This is a genomic window from Methylobacterium sp. HMF5984 (genome assembly GCF_045033435.1).
Taxonomy (GTDB): Bacteria; Pseudomonadota; Alphaproteobacteria; order Rhizobiales; family Beijerinckiaceae; genus Methylobacterium.
In genome coordinates this window covers 3,649,781-3,671,332 of record NZ_JBJFLN010000001.1, presented here as the reverse complement: position 1 = coordinate 3,671,332, position 21,552 = coordinate 3,649,781, and the positions used below count along the sequence as shown (strand labels likewise).

General features: G+C 70.4%; 16 protein-coding genes. 9 read left to right on the top strand and 7 right to left on the bottom strand.

Annotated elements, in window-relative coordinates; genetic code table 11:
* Positions 1–45: 45 nt before the first annotated feature.
* The 7 genes from ACFZ8E_RS17790 to ACFZ8E_RS17760 all read left to right on the top strand — a co-directional run bounded on the left by ACFZ8E_RS17790 (position 46) and on the right by ACFZ8E_RS17760 (position 5,068).
* Positions 46–588, top strand: a complete 543-nt coding sequence (locus ACFZ8E_RS17790) for an adenine phosphoribosyltransferase (protein ID WP_147842532.1) — start codon at positions 46–48, stop codon at positions 586–588.
* Positions 589–780: 192 nt separating this feature from the next.
* Positions 781–915: a 50S ribosomal protein L34 gene (rpmH, locus tag ACFZ8E_RS17785; RefSeq protein WP_082643292.1), complete on the top strand. Its 135-nt coding sequence runs from the start codon at positions 781–783 to the stop codon at positions 913–915.
* A 73-nt stretch (positions 916–988) separates the two neighbouring features.
* The gene (gene rnpA / locus ACFZ8E_RS17780) at positions 989–1,582 is read left to right on the top strand and encodes a ribonuclease P protein component (RefSeq protein WP_405043376.1); all 594 of its coding nucleotides are present in this window, start codon (positions 989–991) and stop codon (positions 1,580–1,582) included.
* On the top strand, positions 1,572–3,416 hold the full coding sequence (gene yidC, locus ACFZ8E_RS17775; protein ID WP_405043374.1) for a membrane protein insertase YidC: 1,845 nt from the start codon (positions 1,572–1,574) through the stop codon (positions 3,414–3,416). The genes rnpA and yidC overlap by 11 nt, the downstream gene beginning before the upstream one ends.
* A gap of 1 nt (position 3,417) precedes the next feature.
* Complete coding sequence (yihA, locus tag ACFZ8E_RS17770) at positions 3,418–4,071, top strand: ribosome biogenesis GTP-binding protein YihA/YsxC (protein WP_147750177.1); 654 nt, start codon at positions 3,418–3,420, stop codon at positions 4,069–4,071.
* Positions 4,071–4,445, top strand: a complete 375-nt coding sequence (locus ACFZ8E_RS17765; RefSeq protein WP_147842535.1) for a DUF423 domain-containing protein — start codon at positions 4,071–4,073, stop codon at positions 4,443–4,445. Before yihA ends, ACFZ8E_RS17765 begins: the two co-directional genes overlap by 1 nt.
* A gap of 65 nt (positions 4,446–4,510) precedes the next feature.
* Positions 4,511–5,068 carry a sugar O-acetyltransferase gene (locus tag ACFZ8E_RS17760; RefSeq protein WP_405043373.1) on the top strand — a complete coding sequence of 186 codons (558 nt, stop codon included), beginning with the start codon at positions 4,511–4,513 and terminating at the stop codon, positions 5,066–5,068.
* A 55-nt stretch (positions 5,069–5,123) separates the two neighbouring features.
* Here ACFZ8E_RS17760 and ACFZ8E_RS17755 read toward each other — a convergent pair whose 3' ends face one another.
* Entirely contained in the window at positions 5,124–5,786 is a 663-nt protein-coding gene (locus ACFZ8E_RS17755) for a metallophosphoesterase family protein (protein WP_147842537.1), read from the bottom strand.
* A gap of 180 nt (positions 5,787–5,966) precedes the next feature.
* Between ACFZ8E_RS17755 and ACFZ8E_RS17750 the strand changes: the two genes are divergently transcribed.
* Positions 5,967–6,419 carry a hypothetical protein gene (locus ACFZ8E_RS17750; protein ID WP_405043372.1) on the top strand — a complete coding sequence of 151 codons (453 nt, stop codon included), beginning with the start codon at positions 5,967–5,969 and terminating at the stop codon, positions 6,417–6,419.
* Between the two features lie 58 nt (positions 6,420–6,477).
* Here the strand turns inward: ACFZ8E_RS17750 and clpB are convergent, their stop codons facing one another.
* On the bottom strand, positions 6,478–9,108 hold the full coding sequence (gene clpB, locus ACFZ8E_RS17745; protein ID WP_405043371.1) for an ATP-dependent chaperone ClpB: 2,631 nt from the start codon (positions 9,106–9,108) through the stop codon (positions 6,478–6,480).
* Positions 9,109–9,311: 203 nt separating this feature from the next.
* Between clpB and ACFZ8E_RS17740 the strand changes: the two genes are divergently transcribed.
* A complete protein-coding gene (locus ACFZ8E_RS17740; protein ID WP_405043370.1) occupies positions 9,312–10,082 on the top strand; it encodes an MOSC domain-containing protein in 771 nt (256 codons plus the stop codon).
* A 7-nt stretch (positions 10,083–10,089) separates the two neighbouring features.
* Here the strand turns inward: ACFZ8E_RS17740 and ACFZ8E_RS17735 are convergent, their stop codons facing one another.
* From ACFZ8E_RS17735 to ACFZ8E_RS17715, 5 genes are all read right to left on the bottom strand, one after another.
* The gene (locus ACFZ8E_RS17735) at positions 10,090–10,335 is read right to left on the bottom strand and encodes a hypothetical protein (RefSeq protein ID WP_147725882.1); all 246 of its coding nucleotides are present in this window, start codon (positions 10,333–10,335) and stop codon (positions 10,090–10,092) included.
* 173 nt (positions 10,336–10,508) lie between these two features.
* Entirely contained in the window at positions 10,509–10,718 is a 210-nt protein-coding gene (locus ACFZ8E_RS17730) for a hypothetical protein (protein WP_405043368.1), read from the bottom strand.
* 276 nt (positions 10,719–10,994) lie between these two features.
* Entirely contained in the window at positions 10,995–12,362 is a 1,368-nt protein-coding gene (locus ACFZ8E_RS17725) for an aminotransferase class I/II-fold pyridoxal phosphate-dependent enzyme (RefSeq protein WP_147725884.1), read from the bottom strand.
* Positions 12,359–19,780 carry an SDR family NAD(P)-dependent oxidoreductase gene (locus ACFZ8E_RS17720; protein WP_405043367.1) on the bottom strand — a complete coding sequence of 2,474 codons (7,422 nt, stop codon included), beginning with the start codon at positions 19,778–19,780 and terminating at the stop codon, positions 12,359–12,361. Before ACFZ8E_RS17720 ends, ACFZ8E_RS17725 begins: the two co-directional genes overlap by 4 nt.
* A 321-nt stretch (positions 19,781–20,101) precedes the next feature.
* Entirely contained in the window at positions 20,102–21,430 is a 1,329-nt protein-coding gene (locus ACFZ8E_RS17715; protein WP_405043366.1) for a UDP-glucose dehydrogenase family protein, read from the bottom strand.
* Between the last annotated feature and the right edge of the window lie 122 nt (positions 21,431–21,552).

Below are 21,552 nucleotides of genomic sequence, written 5' to 3'. Positions count from 1 at the left end.
CATCTGCTCTAAGCCGCCGATCACCACGAGGAAGGCCCGCCCGGCATGGAACGCCGCCACATCGCCCTGAAGGAATCGATCCGCTCGATCCCCGACTATCCGAAGCCCGGCATCGTGTTCCGGGACATCACCACGCTGCTCAGCGACCCGCGCGCCTTCCGCCGGGCGGTGGACGCGCTGGTGCATCCGTTCGCGGGCGGGCGGATCGATCAGGTCGCCGGCATCGAGGCGCGCGGCTTCATCCTCGGCGGGGCGGTCGCGCACCAGCTCTCGGCGGGCTTCGTGCCGGTGCGCAAGAAGGGCAAGCTGCCCCACAAGACGGTGTCGATCGCCTACACCCTCGAATACGGCACCGACGAGCTGGAGATCCACGTCGACGCGATCAAGCCGGGCGACCGGGTGCTGCTCGTGGACGACCTGATCGCCACCGGCGGGACCGCGACGGCGGCGGTGAACCTGCTCCGCCAGATCGGGGCCGAGGTGGTGGCCGCCTGCTTCGTGATCGACCTGCCGGAGATCGGCGGTGCGCAGAAGCTGCGTGACCTCGACGTGCCCGTGCGGACCCTGACGGAATTCGAGGGCCACTGACGCGCGCGGCGGCATCGGATGCCCGCCAAAACGTTGACTCGGTAAATCCCATCCGCCATAAGCCGCGCAGTTGCGATGGCGCTCCGTTCGGGCGCCGTCCGCACGTGCATTCACAATTCAAAGACGCGTGAAGGTCGGGTGCGGCGTCAGCCGCCCGCGAGCGCGCCTCGACCTTTGGAGGCTTGAAGAGCCATGAAAAGAACCTACCAGCCGAGCCGCCTCGTCCGGAAGCGCCGTCACGGTTTCCGCGCCCGCATGGCGACCGCCGGCGGCCGCAAGGTCATCGCCCGTCGTCGCGCGCACGGCCGCAAGAAGCTCTCGGCCTGAGCGTGACCGTCGCGCCGCCCATCGCGGCGCGGAGGGTGCCCGAGGCGTGAGCGAGGCCGAGCTTCCCATGCCTATGACCGACTTGCCTGCGACCGACTTGCCGACGACGGATCTGCCGACGACGGATCGCGCGGCGATCGCGCGGCTGAGGCGGCGGCCGGACTTCCTGGCGGCGGCCGACGGGCGCCGCTTCCACACCGAGCGCCTGACGGCGCAGGGCCGCGTGCGCGAGGCGTGCGAGACCCGGGACGGCGAATCGATCGCCGGGCTCCATCTCGGCTTCACGATCACCAAGCGGGTCGGCCATGCCACCGAGCGCAACCGCATCCGTCGGCGCCTTCGCGCCGCGGTCGCCGAACTCGGGCCCGAGTTCGGCGCGGTCGCGGCCGACATCGTGCTGATCGCCCGTCGCCCGGCGATCGACGCCGCGTTCGACACCCTCAAGGACGACCTGCGCCGGGCGATCCCCGCGGTGGCCAAGCCCCGCGGGCCGAGCGAGCGCGCCCGTCCGTCGCGCTCCGGCAAGCCGGGATCCGCGAAGGGCCGCGGCAAGGGGCCTGCGTCATCCCGGGAAGCGACGCCCCAAAGATCCGATCGCGCAGCGGCACCAGCCCGTGCGCCCTCAGCAACCTCGAACGCGTGCGACGGTGGCCCCGATGGGCAATGACAAGACGAATATGTTCGTGGCCATCGCCCTGTCGCTGGTCGTGCTGCTCGGGTGGAACTACTTCGTCGCCGCGCCGCGGGTCGAGCAGCAGCGCCAGGCCAACATCCAGAACCAGGCCGCGCAGCAGAGCCCCGGCGTGACGCCGGACGGCGTGCCCTCGCCGAGCCCGAAGGAGGGCGGCCCGGCCGCCCCCGTCGCCGGCACGCTGCCCAACGCCGCCACCGGCCCGATCGGCCGCACCGAGGCACTCGCCCGCTCGCCACGCATCAAGATCGAGACCCCGGCGCTGGCCGGGTCGATCGCGCTCAAGGGCGGTCGCATCGACGACATCGCGCTGAAGAACTACCACGAGACCGTGGACGACAAGAGCCCGGAGATCGTGCTGCTGTCGCCGGCCGGGACGGAAGCGCCGTACTACGCCGAGTTCGGCTGGGTCGGCGCCGCCGCGGGCCCGCTTCCGACCAACGACACCGTCTGGACCGCCGACGGCCGGACGCTGGGCGTGAACATGCCGGTGACGCTGTCGTGGGACAACGGCGCGGGGCTGGTGTTCAAGCGCATCCTCGCCGTCGACGACAAGTACATGTTCACGGTCCGCGACGAGGTCGAGAACAAGGGCGCGAACGCCGTCACGCTCTATCCCTACAGCCTCGTCTCGCGCTGGGGTAAGCCGCACACCCAGGGCTACTACGTGCTGCACGAGGGCATGATCGGCGTGCTCGGCGGCGACGGCCTGCAGGAATACACCTACGACCACCTCGCCAAGGAGCCGGCCTACGGCGGGGCCGCCACCAAGGGCAAGGCCTGGGCGAACGTCACCGGCGGCTTCGTCGGCATCACCGACAAGTACTGGGCCGCGGCCGCGATCCCCGACCAGACGATGTCCTATACCGGCGCGTTCACCGAGCGCACCGACGGCGCGACCAAGATCTACCAGGCGAGCGTGCGCGGCGACGGCCGCAGCATCGAGCCGGGCGCCACCGCCTCGACCACCCAGCGCCTGTTCGCCGGCGCCAAGGAGGTCAACACGATCAACGGCTACGAGAAGAACCTCGGCATCAAGCAGTTCGACCTGATGATCGACTGGGGCTGGTTCCACTTCATCACCAAGCCGATGTTCCGGGCGCTGGACTTCTTCTTCCACCTCTTCGGCAATTTCGGCGTCGCGATCCTGATCGTGACCTTCTGCCTCAAGCTGCTGTTCCTGCCGATCGCCAACCGCTCCTACGTCTCCATGGCCAAGATGAAGGCCGTGCAGCCCGAGATGACCTCCATCCGGGAGCGGTACAAAGACGATAAGATGAAGCAGCAACAGGCGATGATGGAGCTGTACAAGAAGGAGAAGATCAACCCCGTCGCCGGCTGCTGGCCGGTGCTGGTGCAGATCCCGGTCTTCTTCGCGCTGTACAAAGTCCTGTTCATCACCATCGAGATGCGTCACGCGCCGTTCTTCGGCTGGATCCAGGACCTCGCCGCGCCCGATCCGACCAGCATCGTCAACCTGTTCGGCCTGCTGCCGTTCGCGGCGCCGGACTTCGTCCATCTCGGCATCTGGCCGATCATCATGGGCGTGACGATGTTCGTGCAGATGAAGATGAACCCCGCCCCGCCGGACCCGGTGCAGGCGCAGATCTTCACCTTCATGCCGATCGTCTTCACCTTCATGCTCGGCTCGTTCCCGGCCGGCCTGGTGATCTACTGGGCCTGGAACAACACCCTCTCGGTGACGCAGCAATACGTCATCATGCGCCGCAACGGTGTGAAGGTGGAGCTGTGGGACAACCTGCGGAACACGTTCAAGCGCGGCGGCAAGACCGCGCCTGCGAAGAGCTGACGTGACACAGCAGGAGCAGGAAGATGCGGCGCTCGCCGAGAGCGGCCGCCTGCTGTTCGCGGGTGCGGCCGACTTCGTCGCGGCGGCGCCCTCGCTCGGGACGCTGCCGGCGATGGACGGCGTCGAGATCGCCTTCGCCGGCCGCTCGAACGTCGGCAAGTCGAGCCTCGTCAACGCGCTGACCGGGCGCAACACGCTGGCCCGCACCTCGCACACGCCGGGGCGGACCCAGCAGCTCAACTTCTTCCGGATCGGCGAGCGCCTGACGCTGGTCGACATGCCGGGCTACGGCTACGCCGCGGTCGGCAAGGAGAAGGTCGAGGCCTGGACCGACCTGATCCACGCCTACCTCAAGGGCCGCGCCAACCTCGCGCGGGTCTTCATGCTGATCGATTCCCGCCATGGGCTGAAGGGCATCGACACCGACGTGCTCGACGGGCTCGACAAGGCCGCCGTGAGCTACCAGATCGTGCTGACCAAGGGCGACGCCCTGAAGAAGTCCGAGATCGACGCGCGCATCGCCGGCATCCAGGCCGCGCTCGCCCGGCGTCCGGCGGCCTATCCGCAGATCCTGCTGACCTCGAGCCGCGACGACCGCGGCGTGCCCGAGCTGCGCGCCGCCGTGGCCCGGCTGATGGCCGAGCGCGGCGCCTGATGCTTGCCGTCAAGGATCGGGCCCTCGTCGCCCTGGCCTGCCTCGCCGGCGGGCTCGGCGTCGCAGCCAGCGCCGCAGCCGCCCACATCCCGGGGGCGGACAGCCTCAAGACCGCGGCGCAGTTCCTGCTGTTCCATGCCCCCGCGATCCTGGCCCTCGCCGGACTCGCCGCCGCCGGCCTGACCCATGCGATCGCCACCCGGATCGCAGCCTGGGCGCTTGTGCTGGGCCTCGCGCTGTTCTCCGGTGACCTCGCGCTCCGCGCGCTTGCCGGGCAGCCGCTGTTCCCGATGGCCGCGCCGTCGGGCGGCATCCTGTTGATGGCGGGCTGGACCCTGGGGGCGATCGCGGCGTTCATCCCGGCCAGGCGTTGAGCCCCTGCCGGGACAGGCGCGGCTTCGACGACCGCTCTCTACGCCAACGGTGACGACGAGGCCCGATGTCGGGATCCGAGAAACAGAAGATGCTCGCGGGCGAGCTCTACCGCGCGGGCGATCCCGAGCTTCGTCGGGATGCCGCCGCCAACATGGCGTGGCTCGCGCACTACAACACCACGCTGGCGCTGCCGTCGGCCGAGCGGCACGCGCTGCTGGCCGCCCATCTCGGCGGCGTCGGCCCGAAGGCGGTGATCCGGCCGCCATTCCATTGCGACTACGGCTACAACATCACGCTCGGCCCGGAGGCGTTCCTCAACTTCGGCTGCGTGATCCTCGACGTGGTCGCGGTGACGATCGGTGCGTGCACGCAGATCGGGCCGGGCGTCCAGATCCTCACCGCGGACCACCCGCGCGATCCCGATGCGCGCCGGTCCGGCCTCGAGTTCGGTCGCCCGATCGCGATCGGCGCCAACGTCTGGATCGGCGGGGCCGCCCTGATCCTGCCGGGCGTGACGGTGGGCGACGACGCGATCATCGGTGCCGGCGCCGTCGTGACGCGGGACGTGCCGGCCGGCGCGACGGTGGTCGGCAACCCGGCGCGGGTCGTGACTCTCCGATGATCAGGGGTTTGGGACGACTCGGCCGATCGCTTCGCATGGCGCAGGTCGGAGCCGGTCAGTCCGCCCGGACCTGCAAAAACCTCAGCGCCGGCCCCTGCGCATCCGAGAACACGCCCGCGGTCAACGCTCCGCCATAGACGGCGCCCGTGTCGAGGTTGGTCCGGAACGGGCGAACCTCCGGGTTGCCGCCGGTCTGCGGCGTGTGGCCGTGGACGACGTGGCGGCCGAAATCGTGATCCTCGGCGAGGAACGGCTCGCGGATCCAGAGGCGGTCCTGCACCTCGGCGGTCTCCGGGTCGGACCCCGGCCTGAAGCCGGCATGGACGAACCAGCGGCGGGCATCCGCGTGGACGGTCTGCAGCCCTTCGATCCAGTCGAGCACGTCGCCGGGGATCGCGGCCGCCTCGTCCACGCCGAACGAGGCCAGCGTCTCCGCGCCGCCGTTGCGCAGCCACAGCGCGTCGGCCCCCGGGGTCGTCAGTGCGGAGAGCAGCATCGCCTCGTGGTTGCCCATCAGGCAGGCGACGCGCCCGGAATCGCTCCAGTGCAGGCGGCTGACCGTCTGCAGCACCCGCGCGCTGTCCGGGCCACGGTCGATGTAGTCGCCCAGGAAGACGAGGCGATAGGGCTCGCCCGCCGCATGGGCCTCGATGCGGGCGAGCAGGGCGTCGAGCAGGTCGGCGCAGCCGTGGATGTCGCCGATGGCGTAGGTCAGCATGTCAGCCGGATCGTTCCGTCGGTGGAAGGCCAGAAGCGCCGCGGACGGCGCGCGCGTCGCCGACGGCCAGAATGCACGGTTTGCCGCCCCGCACCACTCCGCCTGCCGGCGTCGCATTTCTCTCTACGCTGAGATTGCGGATGCCACGAAGCTCCCGATGTCATGGGCTTTCCAATAACCATGATGTCGTGCGATGTGATTGCGGTTTCGATTCGGAGACTCAAGATAAAACGCGTAATTGCATTTCTTCTGGCGACTTTTTACCTTGGTGTGTCTTCACATATCGCTTACGCACAATTCCTGGCTGACCAGGAGCGCGTCGTCGCGTCCGGCCAGAGCCAGAAGATCGCTTGGCGCATTTACCCCGATCCGGCCTGCCACTCGATGGGCGCCGGGTCGCTCGGCCTCATCGATCCGCCGCGGCTCGGCAGCGTCACGGTCCGTCAGGGCCGGGAATATCCGAGCTTCGGCTTCTACAATCCGCGATCGCTGTGCAACACGCGGAAGGTGCCGGCGACGCAGCTGATCTACAGCACCGCCCCGGGAACGGTCGGTGAGGACAGCTTCACGGTCGAGTACATCGGGCCGCTCGGCAATCCGTTGCGGCAGCGATACCACGTCGTCGTGCGCTGAGCGCAGCGTTTCACGAGAACTGCGGCGCACCGGTTCGAAACCGGTGCGCCGCGCGAGGTCAGTTCAGCGTCACGTTGGCCGGCCGCCGCCGCGGCGCTGTCGCGGTGCCGGCGATGACGAGGCCGTCCGGCCCCACCGCCACCGGCACGCTCTCGCCGTCGTGGATCTTGCCCGACAGCAGCAGCTCCGCCAGCGGGTCCTGCACCGTCTTCTGGATCACCCGCTTCAACGGCCGCGCCCCGTAGGCCGGGTCGTAGCCGCGGTCGGCGAGCCAGGCGCGCGCCTCGGCGTCGACGTCGAGGACGATCTTGCGCTCCTCCAGCAGCTTCTGGAGGCGGACGAGCTGGATGTCGACGATGGCGCCCATCTCCGCCCGCTTGAGCCGGTGGAACAGGATGATCTCGTCGATCCGGTTCAGGAACTCCGGCCGGAAGTGGCTTCGCACCACGCTCATCACGTCGTCCCGCACCGCGTCGGTATCCTCGCCATCGCTCTGCGCCACCAGATACTCGGCCCCGAGGTTCGAGGTCATGATCAGCAGCGTGTTGCGGAAGTCGACCGTCCGGCCCTGCCCGTCGGTCAGGCGCCCGTCGTCGAGAACCTGCAGCAGGACGTTGAACACGTCCGGATGCGCCTTCTCGATTTCGTCGAACAGCACGACCTGATACGGCCGGCGCCGCACCGCCTCGGTCAGCGCGCCGCCCTCCTCGTAGCCGACATAGCCGGGGGGCGCGCCGATCAGCCGGGCCACGGAGTGCTTCTCCATGTATTCCGACATGTCGATGCGCACCAAAGCGGTGTCGTCGTCGAACAGGAAGCTGGCGAGCGCCTTGGTCAGCTCGGTCTTGCCGACGCCGGTCGGCCCGAGGAACATGAACGAGCCGATCGGCCGGTTCGGGTCCTGCAGGCCGGCGCGCGCGCGGCGCACCGCGGTCGAGACCGCTTCCACCGCTTCGCGCTGGCCGACGACGCGCCTGCCGATCGCGTCCTCCATCGCGAGCAGCTTGTCGCGCTCGCCCTCCAGCATCTTGTCCACCGGCACGCCGGTCCAGCGCGAGACCACGCCCGCGATGTGGGCCGGCGTCACCGCCTCCTCGACCATGCCGTCGCGCGCGACCGCGCTCTCGGCCGCGGCCTCGATCTCGGCGAGCCGCTTCTCCAGCCCCGGGATCACGCCGTAGGCAAGCTCGCCCGCGCGCTGGTACTGGCCCTGGCGCTGGGCGGAGGCCAGCTCGTTGCGCGCCTCGTCGAGCTTTTTCTTGAGCTCGGCGGCGGCGCCGAGCTTGTCCTTCTCCGCCTTCCAGCGCGAGGTAATGGTGGCGGACTGCTCCTCGAGGTCGGCAAGCTCCTTCTCGAGCCGGGCCAGACGGTCGCGGGAGGCCGAATCGGTCTCCTTCTTCAGCGCCTCGCCCTCGATCTTCAGGCGCACGATCTCGCGGTCGAGGTTGTCCAGCTCCTCGGGCTTCGAATCGACCTGCATGCGCAGGCGCGAGCCGGCCTCGTCCATGAGGTCGATCGCCTTGTCGGGCAGGAAGCGGTCGGTGATGTAGCGGTTCGACAGCGTCGCGGCCGCGACCAAGGCGGAATCCTGGATGCGGACGCCGTGGTGCTGCTCGTACTTCTCCTTGATCCCGCGCAGGATCGAGACCGTATCCTCCACGGTGGGCTCCGAGACGAAGACCGGCTGGAAGCGGCGGGCCAGCGCGGCGTCCTTCTCGACATGCTTGCGGTACTCGTCGAGCGTGGTCGCCCCGACGCAGTGCAGCTCGCCGCGGGCCAGCGCCGGCTTCAGCAGGTTCGAGGCGTCCATCGCCCCGTCGGCCTTTCCGGCGCCGACCAGGGTGTGCATCTCGTCGATGAACAGGATGATGCCGCCCGCGGCCGCGGTGACCTCGGACAGCACGGCCTTCAGCCGCTCCTCGAACTCGCCGCGGAACTTCGCCCCGGCGATGAGGGCGCCGAGGTCGAGGGCGAGAAGGCTCTTCTCCTTCAGGCTCTCGGGCACGTCGCCGTTGACGATGCGCAGGGCCAGCCCCTCGACGATCGCCGTCTTGCCGACGCCTGGCTCGCCGATGAGGACCGGATTGTTCTTGGTGCGCCGGGACAGGACCTGGATCGTGCGGCGGATCTCCTCGTCGCGGCCGATCACCGGGTCGAGCTTGCCCTCGCGCGCGGCTTCGGTGAGGTCGCGGGCGTACTTCTTCAGGGCGTCGTAGGCGTTCTCGGCCGAAGCGTTGTCGGCCGTCCGGCCCTTGCGTAGGGCATTGATCGCGCCGTTGAGCGAAGCCGGCGTCACGCCGGCGGAGACGAGCGCCTTGCCGGCCTCGGTGTCCTTCTCGACGGCGAGCGCGAGCAGCAGGCGCTCCACGGTGACGTAGGAATCGCCTGCCTTCTCGGCAGCCTTCTCGGCGGTGTCGAACAGGCGCATCAGGTCGCGAGTCGCCTGCGGCTGGCTCGCGTTTCCGGAGACCTTCGGCTGCTTGGCGAGCCACGCCTCGATCTGCGCCAGGGCGACGCGCGACTGGCCGCCGGCCCGGTCGATCAGGCCCGCGCACAGGCCCTCGGGATCGTCGAGCAGCACCTTGAGCAGGTGGCCCGGCTGCAATTGGGGATGGCCCTCGCGCATCGCGAGGTTCTGCGCAGCCTGGACGAAGCCGCGGGCGCGCTCGGTGTATTTTTCGAAGTTCATGCGTTCTTGTTTCCTACCGCTTCGGCCTCCGCCGCCCTGGAAGGCGCGGTGTCGGCCCGAGACGTCGCCTCCCGACGAGGAACCGCCGCGGAAGGCCCCGGCGCCGATGGCCGCCGGTACCGAGGATGTGGTGTTGCAATTGCGCACCACAAGAGGGGGCAGACCCCTTGCATCGATGTGAAGATCCGGGCCACGGTGCGGGCATGACCGCGACGCTCTCCGCCCTCTACCGCTACCCCGTGAAGGGGTTCAGCCCCGAGCCGCTGGAACGGGCGGACCTCAAGACGTCGGGCTACTTCCCGGGCGATCGGCTCTACGCAGTCGAGAACGGCGATTCGGGCTTCGATCCGAACGCACCGCGTCATCAGCCCAAGACGAAGTACCTGATGCTGATGCGCGACGACGCGCTGGCGCGCCTGCGCACCCGATACGACGACGCCACCGCGACGCTCACCGTCGAGGCCGAAGGCGAGACCGTCAACGCCAAGCTCGACACCGAAGAGGGCCGGGCAACGCTCGAGGACCTGTTGCGGCGCCTGCTGCCCCACGCCCTGCGCGGCGCGCCGCGGGTGCTGGCGGCGGCGGCGCAGACCGGATACCGCTTCACCGATTCCAAGATCGGCTTCGTTTCGCTGATCAACCTCGCCAGCGTGCGCGCGATCGAGGATTACGTCGGCGCGCCCGTCGATCCGCTGCGCTTTCGCGGCAACCTCTTCGTGGAAGGGCTCGCCCCCTGGGCCGAGCTGGAGATGGTCGGCCGCGTGCTCGAGGCGCCGAGCGGGCTGCGCCTCAAGCTGACCCAGCGCACCGTGCGCTGCGCGGCGACCAACGTCGACCCGGTCAGCGGCGTGCGCGACCTCGACATCCCCTGGGCGATCGATGCGCGTCTCGGCCACCGCGATTGCGGCGTCTATGCCGAGGTGATCGCCGGCGGGACCCTCGCGGTCGGCGACACCCTGACGGCGGTCGGCTGAGCCGCGCTCAGGACGCCCGGCGCACGACGACCACCGGGTCGGCTTCGGTACGCCGATGCTCGCACGAGACCTTGAGGTAGCGATGGTCGCCGCCGGGCAGCCCGGCCGCGGCGGCCATGGTCTGGGCGTGCATGATGCACTCCATCGGCGTGCGCGCCGGCGAGACGATCACGTCGAGCGCGGTCTCGCGGGAGCAATCCTGGGCCAGCAGCGTCCCGGCGCAGACGAGGGCAACGGACAACAATTCGGACATGACGGACCCCGTGTTCGAGCGATCGACAGGTCCGCGGGGTGCTCAGGCGTTCGAGCCACCGCGTGTTTCTTGTCCGGGCGTTCCTCGTCGTGACGTTTCTCTTGATGACGCTGTGGGGTTTGCAGATGTCGTGCCAGCTCGGCGAGGCCGGCCGCACCTGTGATCTTGCTGCATCAGCCCCGCGCGGCGAGCCAGACCGGCTCGGGCTCGGGGATCGGCATCAGCGCCGCGACCGCGTCGAGATCGACGATGTAGTTGTCGGTCAGCAGGCGCCACATCTCGGCCGGAGAGGCGGCCTCGCGCTTCAGGCCATCGACCGCCCGCGCGAGCAGGCCGGTATGGGTGAGGGTGGGGCGGGTCAGGAGCGGGTCGGAATGGAGCATCGTCGGCGGTCCCTGGAAGACCTCGTCAACGTTGCAGGTCGTGGTTAAAGGACCGTAAAGCCGACAATCCTCGAATGCTCGGAAAGGCCGATCGCCATCGCGTTCGACGAGGTTCGGAAGCACTCTTCGTCACCGAAAACCGATCGCCCGACCCTAGACTTGCTGATCGACGATCTACAGTCGCTCGATTCAGATCGCGTTGCTTGTATCGATCACTGAAACGGAAAACGCCCGGGCTTCTAACCCGGGCGTCATTGGTCTCGATCGATCGGATCGTCAGCTGCGCTTGGCCAGGAGCTGCTCGATCAGCGAGCCGCCCTTCTCGATGGCGGCGAGCTCCTCGGCGACCGCGGTGACCGTCTCGCGGATCTGCTCGGGCGTGTGCTCCGAGGTCATGAAGAAGCGCAGGCGCGAGGCGCGCTCGGGCACGGCCGGGTGGATGATCGGCTGCACGTTGATCCCGCGCTTGTACAGCCGATCGGACAACGTCACCGACTTCAGCGAATCGCCGACGATCACCGGGATCACCGCGAGCCCCATGCTGGTCCCGGTATCGAGCCCGCGCTTCTTCGCGCAGGCGAGGAACAGGGCGCCGTTCTGGCGCAGGCGCTCGACCCGCTCCGGCTCGTCGTGCATCACCGCGAGCGCGGCCTCGGCGGCGGCCGCGAGCGGCGGGGACATGCCGACGCTGTAGACGAAGCCGCCGGCCGTGCACTTCAGGTACTCGATCAGCGTCGAGGCGCCGCAGATGTAGCCGCCGCAGGCCGAGAGCGTCTTCGAGAAGGTGCCCATCCAGATGTCGACCCGCTTCGGGTCGATGCCGGCATGCTCGAACAGCCCGGCGCCGGTACGGCCGAGCACGCCGAGCCCGTGGGCGTCGTCGACCATCAGCCAGGCGTTGTAGCGCTCCTTGAGGGCGATGAAGCCGGCGAGGTCCGGCGCGTCGCCGTCCATGCTGTAGAGGCCCTCGATCACGATCAGGGCCCGGCGGTGCTCGTGCCGGGTCGCCTGAAGCAGGGTTTCGAGCGCGTCGAGGTCGTTGTGGGCGAAGGAGCGGCGCTGGGCGCCGGACAGCTGCGCGCCGGTGACGATGCTGTTGTGGATCAGGTTGTCGTGGAAGATCACGTCGCCCGGCTCGAGCAGCGCCCCGATCGTCGTGACGTTGGTGGCGTGCCCGCTCACCATCACCACGCAGGCCTCGGTCTGGTAATGCGCGGCCAGCGCCTTCTCCAGGCTGAGGTGGCCCGGCCGCTCGCCGGCCACGACGCGGCTCGCCGACGACGAGGTGCCGAACTCGGCGATCGCCGCGCGGGCGGCATCCGAGATGCGCGGGTGGCCGTTGAGGCCGAGGTAGTCATAGGACGAGAAGTTGACGAAGGACCGCCCGGCGATGCGGGTGGTCGCGCCGGCCTTGGTCTCGTGGACGTGGAAGAACGGGTTGTCGAGGCCGATCAGCTCGGCGGCCGAGCGCTGCAGCCGCAGCTCGCGGTAGCCGGGCAGGCTCGCGAAATCCTGCACCGAGGGATCGCCGACCTTCTCCGGCGCGCGGAGTGCGGTCGGCCGGGGCGCGTTGCGTCCCAGCCGGTTCGTCACGAAGCCCGCGAGCGCGGCGCGCCCCCCATCCGGCCGTGGCGATTGCGTCATGACAGGATCTCTTTGCTCTCGAGGCTCTTCTTCTCGACGAGATCCTGGAACGGCTGGAGCACCGCCGCATCGACCTCGCTGCCGACGTGCCTCGAAGCGAGGCTCAGGGCGACCCCGGCGGCCTCGTCCATCGGCGCCGAAACCGCCTGAATTAAGGACTCCGACAGCTCGTTGACGGTCATCCCCGACGACAGGCCCGCCGGCGGCGAATCGAGGCCGAAGCGCTCCTGCAGGCTGGCGCCGAGCTCGACGCCCATCAGCGAGTCGAGGCCGATCTCGGAGAGCTGGCGCACGCGGCTGATGTCGTCCTTCGGCAGGCGCAGGATGCGGGCAATGTCCTCGACGATCGCGTCGGACACGGTCTTGCGCACCGCGTCGATGTCGTTGCCCTTGAGCAGCGTGCCGATGCTGATCGCGGCGACCGCGCCGGCCTCCATCTGCTGGTCGGAGCCGAGGTCGTCGTAGCTCGGCGAGCGCATGGTCGCGAGGCGCTCGCGCGTCTTGCCCCAATGCATCGAGGCGATGGCGAGCACCGCGTCGTCGGGCGCCGAGCCCTGGACGCCCAGCGCATCGGCCATGAGGTCGAGGCAGCGGCGGGCCTCCATCGGCGTCACGCCGACGCGGCCGGCAAGCCCCTCCATCACCGTCTTGTTACGGGCGAGCATGCCGACGTCGCCGATCGCGCCCCAGGCGACGGCCAGCGCCGGCAGCCCCCGGCGGCGGCGCTGGCGCGCCAGCCCCTCCATGAAGCCGTTGGCCGCGACGTAGGCGCCCTGGCCGGGATTGCCGATGAAGGTCGTGGCCGAGGAGAACACCACGAAGTAGTCGAGCTCACGGTCGCGCGTCGCGGCGTCGAGGTTCTGGGCGCCGATCACCTTGGGGCCGATCACCGCGTCGAGCGCGGCGGCGTCCAGGTTGGCGATCAGCCCGTCCTGCAGCACGGCGGCCGCATGGATCACGCCGGCGAGCTTGCGGCCCGACGCCTCGATCCCGGCGAGCAATGCATCCACCGCGACGCGGTTGGTGATGTCGCACGGCGTGGCCGCGACCGTCACGCCGCGGGCGGTCAGGTCGGCGACGACGGCCTTGGCCTCGTCGGACTCGGCGCCCTTGCGGCCGACGAGGAGAAGGTTCTTCGCGCCGCGGTCGGCGAGCCAGCGGGCCGCCACGCCACCGAAGCCGCCGAGGCCGCCGGTGATCAGGTGGACGCCGTCGGTCGAGACCGTGAAGGGCGTGTTGCGGGCGGTGAGCACGCGGCCGGGCTTCGGCGGCGCGATCACGATCTTTCCGACGTGTCCCGATTGCTGCATCAGCCGGAACGCGTCCGAGGTCTCGTCGGCGGTGAACGGCTGGTAGGGCAGGGGCTTGAGGCCGCCGTCGTTGAACAGCGCCATCACCTCGCGGAACATCCGTGCGCCGTCGTCGCCCTGGTGCTGCAGCACCTGGTCGAGGTCGACGCCGAAGTAGCTCAGGTTCCGCCGGAACGGACGCAGGCCGATATGGGTGTTGGCGACGTAGTCGCGCTTGCCCAGCTCGATGAACCGGCCGAACGGCTTCAGCGCGTTGAGCGAGCGCTCCATCGCCTCGCCGAACAGGCTGTTCAGGACCACGTCGACGCCGGTGCCGGTGAGCGCGCGGATATCGTCGACGAAGGCGAGCGAGCGCGAGTCGAGCACGTGCTCGGCGCCGAGCGCCTTGACCAGCGCGCGCTTCTCGCGCGAGCCGGCGGTGGCGATGACGCGGGCGCCCTTGAGCTTGGCGATCTGCAGGGCGGCGAGGCCGACGCCGCCGGCACCGCCGTGGACCAGCACCCATTCGCCGCGGCGCAGCCGGGCGCAGGAGACCAGCCCGTAATAGGCGGTGAGGAAGGCGACCGGCACGGTCGCCGCCGCCATCGGATCGAGGCCGGCGGGCGACGGCGCGACGACCAGCTCGGGCACAACGATGTGGGTCGAGAAGCCGGACTGCGCGAAGGCCACGACCGGATCGCCGACCTTGAAGGCCTGGACGCCGGCACCGACCGCGACGACGCGGCCGGCGCATTCGAGGCCGAGGCGGGGGCCGGCGAAGCCGTCCTCCAGGATCTCCTCGGGCAGCATCGAGAGCGCCCAGAGCACGTCGCGGAAGTTCAGGCCGGTCGCCTCGACGGCGATCTCGACCTCGCCGGCACCCAGCGCGCGGCGGATCGCCGGCCCCCAGACCATCTCGTTGAGGCCGCCGGTGTTGCTGCGCTCCAGGCGGGCGGCCTCGGCCGGCACCGCCTCGGGATCGATCCGCCGGAGCGTGTGACCGGGACGGAAGCGGATCACCCGGGTGCGGTCGTCGTCCAGGACGATCTCGGTCTCTTGCGTGCCCGAGAGGATCAGGTCGCGCAGGCGCTCGGCCGCGCGCTTCGAGCCGATCTCGGGGGCGAGGTCGATGCGGCGCACGTCGAGCGTCGCGATCTCGTTGGCCAGCGTGCGCGAGAACGCCCAGACCCCGGCCTCGACGGACGCGGCCTGCCCGCCGCCGTCGCGGGTCGCACCGGGCGAGACCACCCAGAGCTTGGTCTGGCGCGCGCCGAGATGCTCGGTGCAGCGCTTCAGGCTGAGGCAGCGTTCGCGCAACCGCACCGCGGCATCGCCGCCGCGGGTGAAGGCGCCGGCCAGGAACACCACCGTGTCCGGGGTCTCGCGCTCCAGCTCCAGCAGGGAGGCCTCGGAGTCGAGGATGATCGAGACGTGCACGCCGGCGGCGACGAGCAGGGTCGCGAGCGACGAGGCGGTCTCGGCGGCGAACTCGTCGTCCGAGCCGATGACGAAGGCGAAGGTCTGCGCGGCGGCCTTGCCGGGTCGGGGCGGCGCTTCGGCGACGAGCAGGAGGTCGTCGCCGTTGACCGAGGCGGCGCGGTCGACCGCGACGCTGACGAGGCCGGTGGCGCTGAGGGTGCGCTGCCAGCCCGGGATGTCGTCGAGGCGGCCGACCGGCATGTCGCCGAGCCCGGCCTCGAACCAGCCGGGGATCAGGCCGAAGACGAGGTCGCGGAACAGCGAGGCGCCGGGCTCGACCGCGAGCAGCAGGCCGCCGGTGGCGAGCGCGTTGGCCAGCCGCTGCGGCAGGTCGCGTTCGCCGCGATGCAACGCGCCGCTGGCCAGGATCAGGTCGAAGCCGGCGGCCGGAAGGTCCTCGGCGGCCTCGATCACCGCGACGCCGCGGGGGAGGGCGAGGCGGGCGCGCTCCGCAAGGCGCCGGTCGGTGTCGAACACCGTGAGGCGCGCCTCGGCGGATTCGGCGAAGGCTGCGACCTGGGCGGACAACGGCCCGAAGCCGACCTGGAGCAGGCGGAGCGCCCGGTCCTTCGGCAGCATGCCGCCGCAGGCGTCGGCGATCCCGGCGACGACGTCGGCCGAGGCGCGGGCGGTGGCGCTGCGCAGGGTGAACGCGTCGAGCGCGTTCTGCGGCAGGCTCGGAGCCTCGGTGAGAGTGCCGGCGAGCAGGCGGTCGACCAGGGCGCCGACATCGGCCAGCAGGACCAGCTCGGCCGACAGCTCGGGATGGTCGGCCGCGATCCAGCGCATGATCTCGGTCGGCGCCGGCAGCGCGTCGCCGTCGCCGAGACGCCAGAGGTCGCCATCCTGCTCGGCGAGCCCGCTGCTTTCCAGGGCGTAGAGCGCGTTGACGAGCCACGGGCGCATCTCGTCCGGAACGCGCGCGTCGATCGCGACGGTGGCGCCCTGCTTCAGGCCGGAGGCGAGGCGGTAGGCGAGCGAGGTCGCCCAGCCCTCGAGCAGGAGATGCCCGGGCGAGAGCGGGGCGCCGGATGCGGCGCGGGCAGCCTTGGCGGCCGGCTTCAGCAGCGCGGCGATGCTCGACCGGCGGTCCATCGCGATCGCGGTCGGCTCGGTCGCGAGTTCCGCCGCTTGCGTGATCGCGTAGGCGGCGAGGTCGCCGCCGCCCTTGGCGCGCAGCGCCTGGAAGCGGCCCTCGCGGATGGTGGCGACGACCTCGCCCTCGGCGTCGAGGATGGTGAAGTCGGCCAGGATCGAGCGCTCGTTGCAGCGTCGGGTCCGGATGACGGCCCGCGCGATCGCGGCGCCGGGGCGCAGCAGCCGGACCTCGCCGAAGCGCACCGGGATGTAGGCCTTGCCGGCATTCTCGCCGAGCAGGTCGGCGAACAGCAGGATCAGCCCGTGGAAGCAGGCGTCGAGCCGGGCCGGCACGAGGCCGTAGCGCGGGTCGGCCTCGGCGGGAACGAGGTCGGAGACGATGGTGACGTCGTCGATCCGGGCGCTCGCCGCGACCTGGCGGAAGCTCGGGCCGAAGCCGAGCCCGGCCGCCTCGGCGCGCAGGTAGAGCTCGTCGCCGGTGAGCACGTCCTCGGACGGCATCTCGACGTCGGGCCGCACCGGCGGCGCGAAGGTGCCTTCGACGATCTTGGCCGAGGCATGCAGCTGCCACGGCGACGGGGTGAGCCGCGGGCGGCTCAGGACCTGAACCGCGTTGCCGGAGCCCGACATCCGCACCGCGACCTCGCGCAGGGCCTCCTCGCCGAACACCATCGGGGAGTGGATCTCGAACTCGGCGAGCACGACGTGGTCGCTGCGCAGGGCCTCGCGCACGGCGGCCAGGGCCATCTCGACGAAGCCGGCGCCCGGCATGATCGCCTGGCCCTCGATGCGGTGGTCGTCGAGCTCGGGGATCGTGGCGATGTCGGCGAAGCCGTGCCATTCCAGGCCGTCGACCTGGACGCGCGAGCCGATGAGCGGGTGGTACACGCGCGGGGTCGCCGCACCCAGGCTTTCGGTGGTGTCGCCGAGGCGGAAGGGGCGGCGCTGCCAGGGATAGGCCGGCAGGTTCAGGGCGCCGGCCGGCGCGTCGCCGAAGACGGTCCGCTCGTTCACGGCCGCGCCCTGGACCAGGGCGGCCGCCAGCGCGCGGGCGATCGGATCGCCGCCGCTGGCCTTCTTGTGCATCACGCCGACGGTGGCGTTGTCGATGCCGAGCGGCTCGATCGCGTCGCCGATATGCGACATCAGCGTCGCGCGCGGGCCGACCTCGACGAAGATGCGGGCGCCCTGGCGGGTCGCCTCCTGCACCGCCTCGCAGAAGCGCACCGGCTCGCGGATGTTGCGCCACCAGTAGGTGCCGCCGAACTGGCCGCCGTCGAGCACCGCGCCGGTCACCGTCGAGACCATCGCGGTGGTTCCGGGCGACGGCTTCAGGCCGGCGAGGTCGCGCAGCAGCGGCTTCTCGGTCGGGTCCATGAACCGGCCGTGGAAGGCGTAGTCGAGGTCGAGCTTGCGCCCGCGCCGGCGCTTGCGCGACAGCGCCTTGAGCGCGGCGTCGATCGCGGCGACGGGCCCGGCCACCGTGACGGCCTTGGGGCTGTTGTAGGCGGCGATGTCGAGGGTCGGGTAATCCTCGAGGAAGCCCTCGACCTCCTCGGCCGGCATCAGCAGCACCGCCATGGTGCCCTGGCCGCGCGTCGTCTCTTGATGATGGCTGCGGTAGAAGATGACCCTCACCGCCTGCTCGAGGCTGAGGATCCCGGCAGCCTCCGCCGCGGCGATCTCGCCGACGCTGTGCCCGAGCACGAATTTCGGCGCGAGGCCGGCCGCGCGGAGGGCGGTGGTCGAAGCGCTCTGGATCGCGAAGATCAGCGGCTGCGAGACGCTGGTCAGTGCCAGGCGCTCGTCGAGGTCCTCGGCGTCCAAAGCCGCCTTGAGCGACCATTTCGAGTAGGCGGCGAACAGCGTGTCGATCCGGTCGAAGGCCGCGCGGAACACCGCGTTCTCGGCATAGGCCTCGCGGCCCATCCCGGCCCACTGGCTGCCGTTGCCGGAATAGACGAAGGCGACGTCGGCCGCCCGGTCGATCGCGGTGCCGGTGAGCGCGACGGCCGAGTCCTCGGCCTCGCCGATGGCACGGAGCTCGGCGGCGATGTCGGCCTTGCCGTCGAGGGTGATCGCGAGGCGGGACGACAGGCGCTCCCGACGATGCGCGGCGCCGGCCGCGATCCGATCGGCCTCGGCAGGGCCCGCGGCGTCGAAGCGATCGGCATAGTCGAGGGCGAGCTCGTTGAGGGCGGCGCGGCTCTGGGCCGAGAGCAGCAGCACCTCGGGCGCGCGGGCCGCGGAGGCCGGCGTGGCCACCGGGGCCGGATCGGTCAGCACGACGTGGGCGTTGGTGCCGCCGAAGCCGAAGGAGTTCACGCCGGCGAAGCGCTGACGCGCGCCGCGCGGAATCGCCAGCGCCGTCTGCACCACGTGCAGGTTCATCTCGGCGAAGGGGATGTCGGGGTTGAGCTCGGCCGAGTGCAGCGACGGCGGCACCAGGTCGTGCTCGAGGGCGAGGCTCGCCTTGAGCAGGCCGGCGAGGCCGGAGACCGGCTCGGTGTGCCCGATGTTGGTCTTGATCGAGCCGATCGGCAGCGGGCTTTTGCGGCCCTTGCCGATCTTGCCGCCGATGGCGGAGGCCTCGATCGGGTCGCCCACCGGCGTGCCGGTGCCGTGGGCCTCCATGAAGGCCATGTCGTCGAGGTCGATCTCGGCCTCGCGGTAGACCTGCTCTAGCAGCGCGCCCTGCGCGTAGCCCGACGGCAGCGAGATGCCGGTGGTGCGCCCGTCCGAGTTCACGCCGGACGCGGCGATCACGCCGCGCACGGTCGATCCGCCGCGCCGCGCGGCCTCCGCCGATTGCAGCACGAGCACCACGCCGCCCTCCGAGCGGACGTAGCCGTCGGCGGAGGCCGAGAAGGCCTGGCACAGCCCGGTGCGCGACAGCATCTGCGCATTGGAGAAGCAGATGAAGTTGAAGGGGCTCGCCAGCACGTTGACGCCGGCCACGACCGCGGTGTCGACGCGGCCGGACCGGATCGCGGCGACCGCGTTGTCGAGGGCGACCAGGGAGGACGAGCAGGCGGTGTCGACGGTGAAGCTCGGACCCTTGAGGTCGAAGATGTACGAGATCCGGTTCGACAGGATCGAGAGCGTGTTGCCGGTCGCCGCGTAGGCATCGCCCGACGGCACGTCGAGGATGCGCAGGTTGCCGTAATCGAGCGACGAGGCGCCGACGTACACGCCGATCGGGCTGCCGGCGACGCTCGAGGGGCGCATGCCCGCATCTTCCAGCGCCTCCCAGGTCAGCTCGAGCAGGAGCCGCTGCTGCGGATCCATCTGCTCGGCCTCGCGCGGCGAGATGCCGAACACCGCCGGGTCGAACGACCAGATGTCGTCGAGGACGCCGGCGGCCCAGGTGTAGCTCTTGCCGCGCTCCTGCGCCCGCGGATGCCCGAAGCGGTCCAGGGACCAGCGGTCCCCGGGAATGCGGCCGACGGCGCAGCGCGCCTCCGTCAGGAGCTGCCAGAGACCATCGACGCTCGGCGCGCCGGGGAGCCGGCAGGCGCGACCGACGATCGCGATGTCAGTACGTTGTGTCACGTTTGATTCGCACACGCTCGTTAACGGAAAAACGGTTCAGTCGCCGGCAAGACAGCCCCCGGGCCGATGCTTAGTATGGCGCTAAATCGCTGTCCAACCTGAGGAAGGGACGACGGCATCGAAGTGGCCGATTTGCGGTCGGCTGTGGCGAACGTTCATCAACCTAAGCTTTGCCGCACACTGATATCACCCCGCATCTGAGCCGATGAAACCGGGTGAATTTGTGTTGAGAGCGCTGCATCATTGCCGCACGTCGCAACGACGTGCCGCCTGTCCCCAGGTCGGCGATGCGATCGCCATCGCGGGACGCGGATTGCCGGCTCAATCCAGCCGCGCTCGGCGATCGGACGCACGCCCCACGCCGGCGTAGCGGAAGCCGAGGCGCTCGACGTCCTGCACGCGATAGACGTTGCGAAGGTCGACGAGGATCGGCTCGGCCATGGTGGCGCGCAGGCGTTCGAGATCGAGCGCCCGGAACGCGTTCCACTCGGTCACCAGCACCAGGGCGTCGGCGCCCTCCGCGCAGGAATAGGGATCCTCGGCGTAGGCGATGTCGGGCAGGAGCGGGCGGGCCTGTTCCATCCCCTCGGGATCGTAGGCGCGCACGGTGGCGCCGGCATCCTGCAACCCCGCGACGATGGCGAGCGAGGGCGCATCGCGCATATCGTCGGTGTTGGGCTTGAAGGTGAGGCCGAGCAGCGCGATCGTCTTGCCCCGCACCGAGCCACCGCAGGCCTGGATCACCTTGCGCGCCATCGCGCGCTTCCGCTGATCGTTGACCGCGACCACGGTCTCGACGATCCGCATCGGCGTCCCGGCATCCTGCGCGGTCTTCACCAGGGCCAGCGTGTCCTTGGGGAAGCACGAGCCGCCGTAGCCCGGCCCGGCATGCAGGAACTTCGGGCCGATGCGGTTGTCGAGGCCGATCCCGCGGGCGACCTCCTGCACGTCGGCACCGACCCGCTCGCACAGGTCGGCGATCTCGTTGATGAAGGTGATCTTGGTGGCCAGGAACGCGTTGGCGGCGTACTTGGTCAGCTCGGCCGTGCGCCGTCCGGTGACCAGGATCGGCGCGGCGTTGAGGTAGAGCGGGCGGTAGACCTCGCGCATCACGCCTTCGGCGCGCGCGTCGTCGGTGCCGATGACGATGCGGTCGGGCCGCTTGAAGTCGTCGATCGCCGCACCCTCGCGCAGAAACTCGGGGTTGGACACGACCCCGAAGGCGGCATCGGACCGCGCCTCGCGGATGATGCGCTCGACCTCGTCGCCGGTGCCGACCGGCACCGTCGATTTGGTGACGATCACCGTGTAGCCGGTGAGCGCGGCGGCGATCTCGCGGGCGGCCGCGTAGACGTAGCTCAGGTCGGCAAACCCGTCGCCGCGGCGCGACGGCGTGCCGACCGCGATGAACACCGCATCCGCCTCGGCCACCGCCGCGGCGAGGTCCAGCCCGAAGCCGAGCCGGCCGCTGCGCACGTTCTCGGCGACCAGCGCCTCGAGGCCCGGCTCGTAGATCGGCATGCGACCGGCGCGCAGCGCCTCGATCTTGGCCGGGTCCTTGTCCAGGCACACCACCTCGTGCCCGAAATTGGCAAAGCAGGTCCCGGAGACGAGGCCGACATACCCCGACCCGACCATGACGATTCGCATGCAACCTCCGTCGTCGGCTCGGACACGCGCTCATTTCGCGGCGCACCATAATCGGGAAACCGTCGCGCGTCGAATACCCCCGGTCCGGCGACCGCGCCCGCCAAGGTCACGGAAGTGCGTCG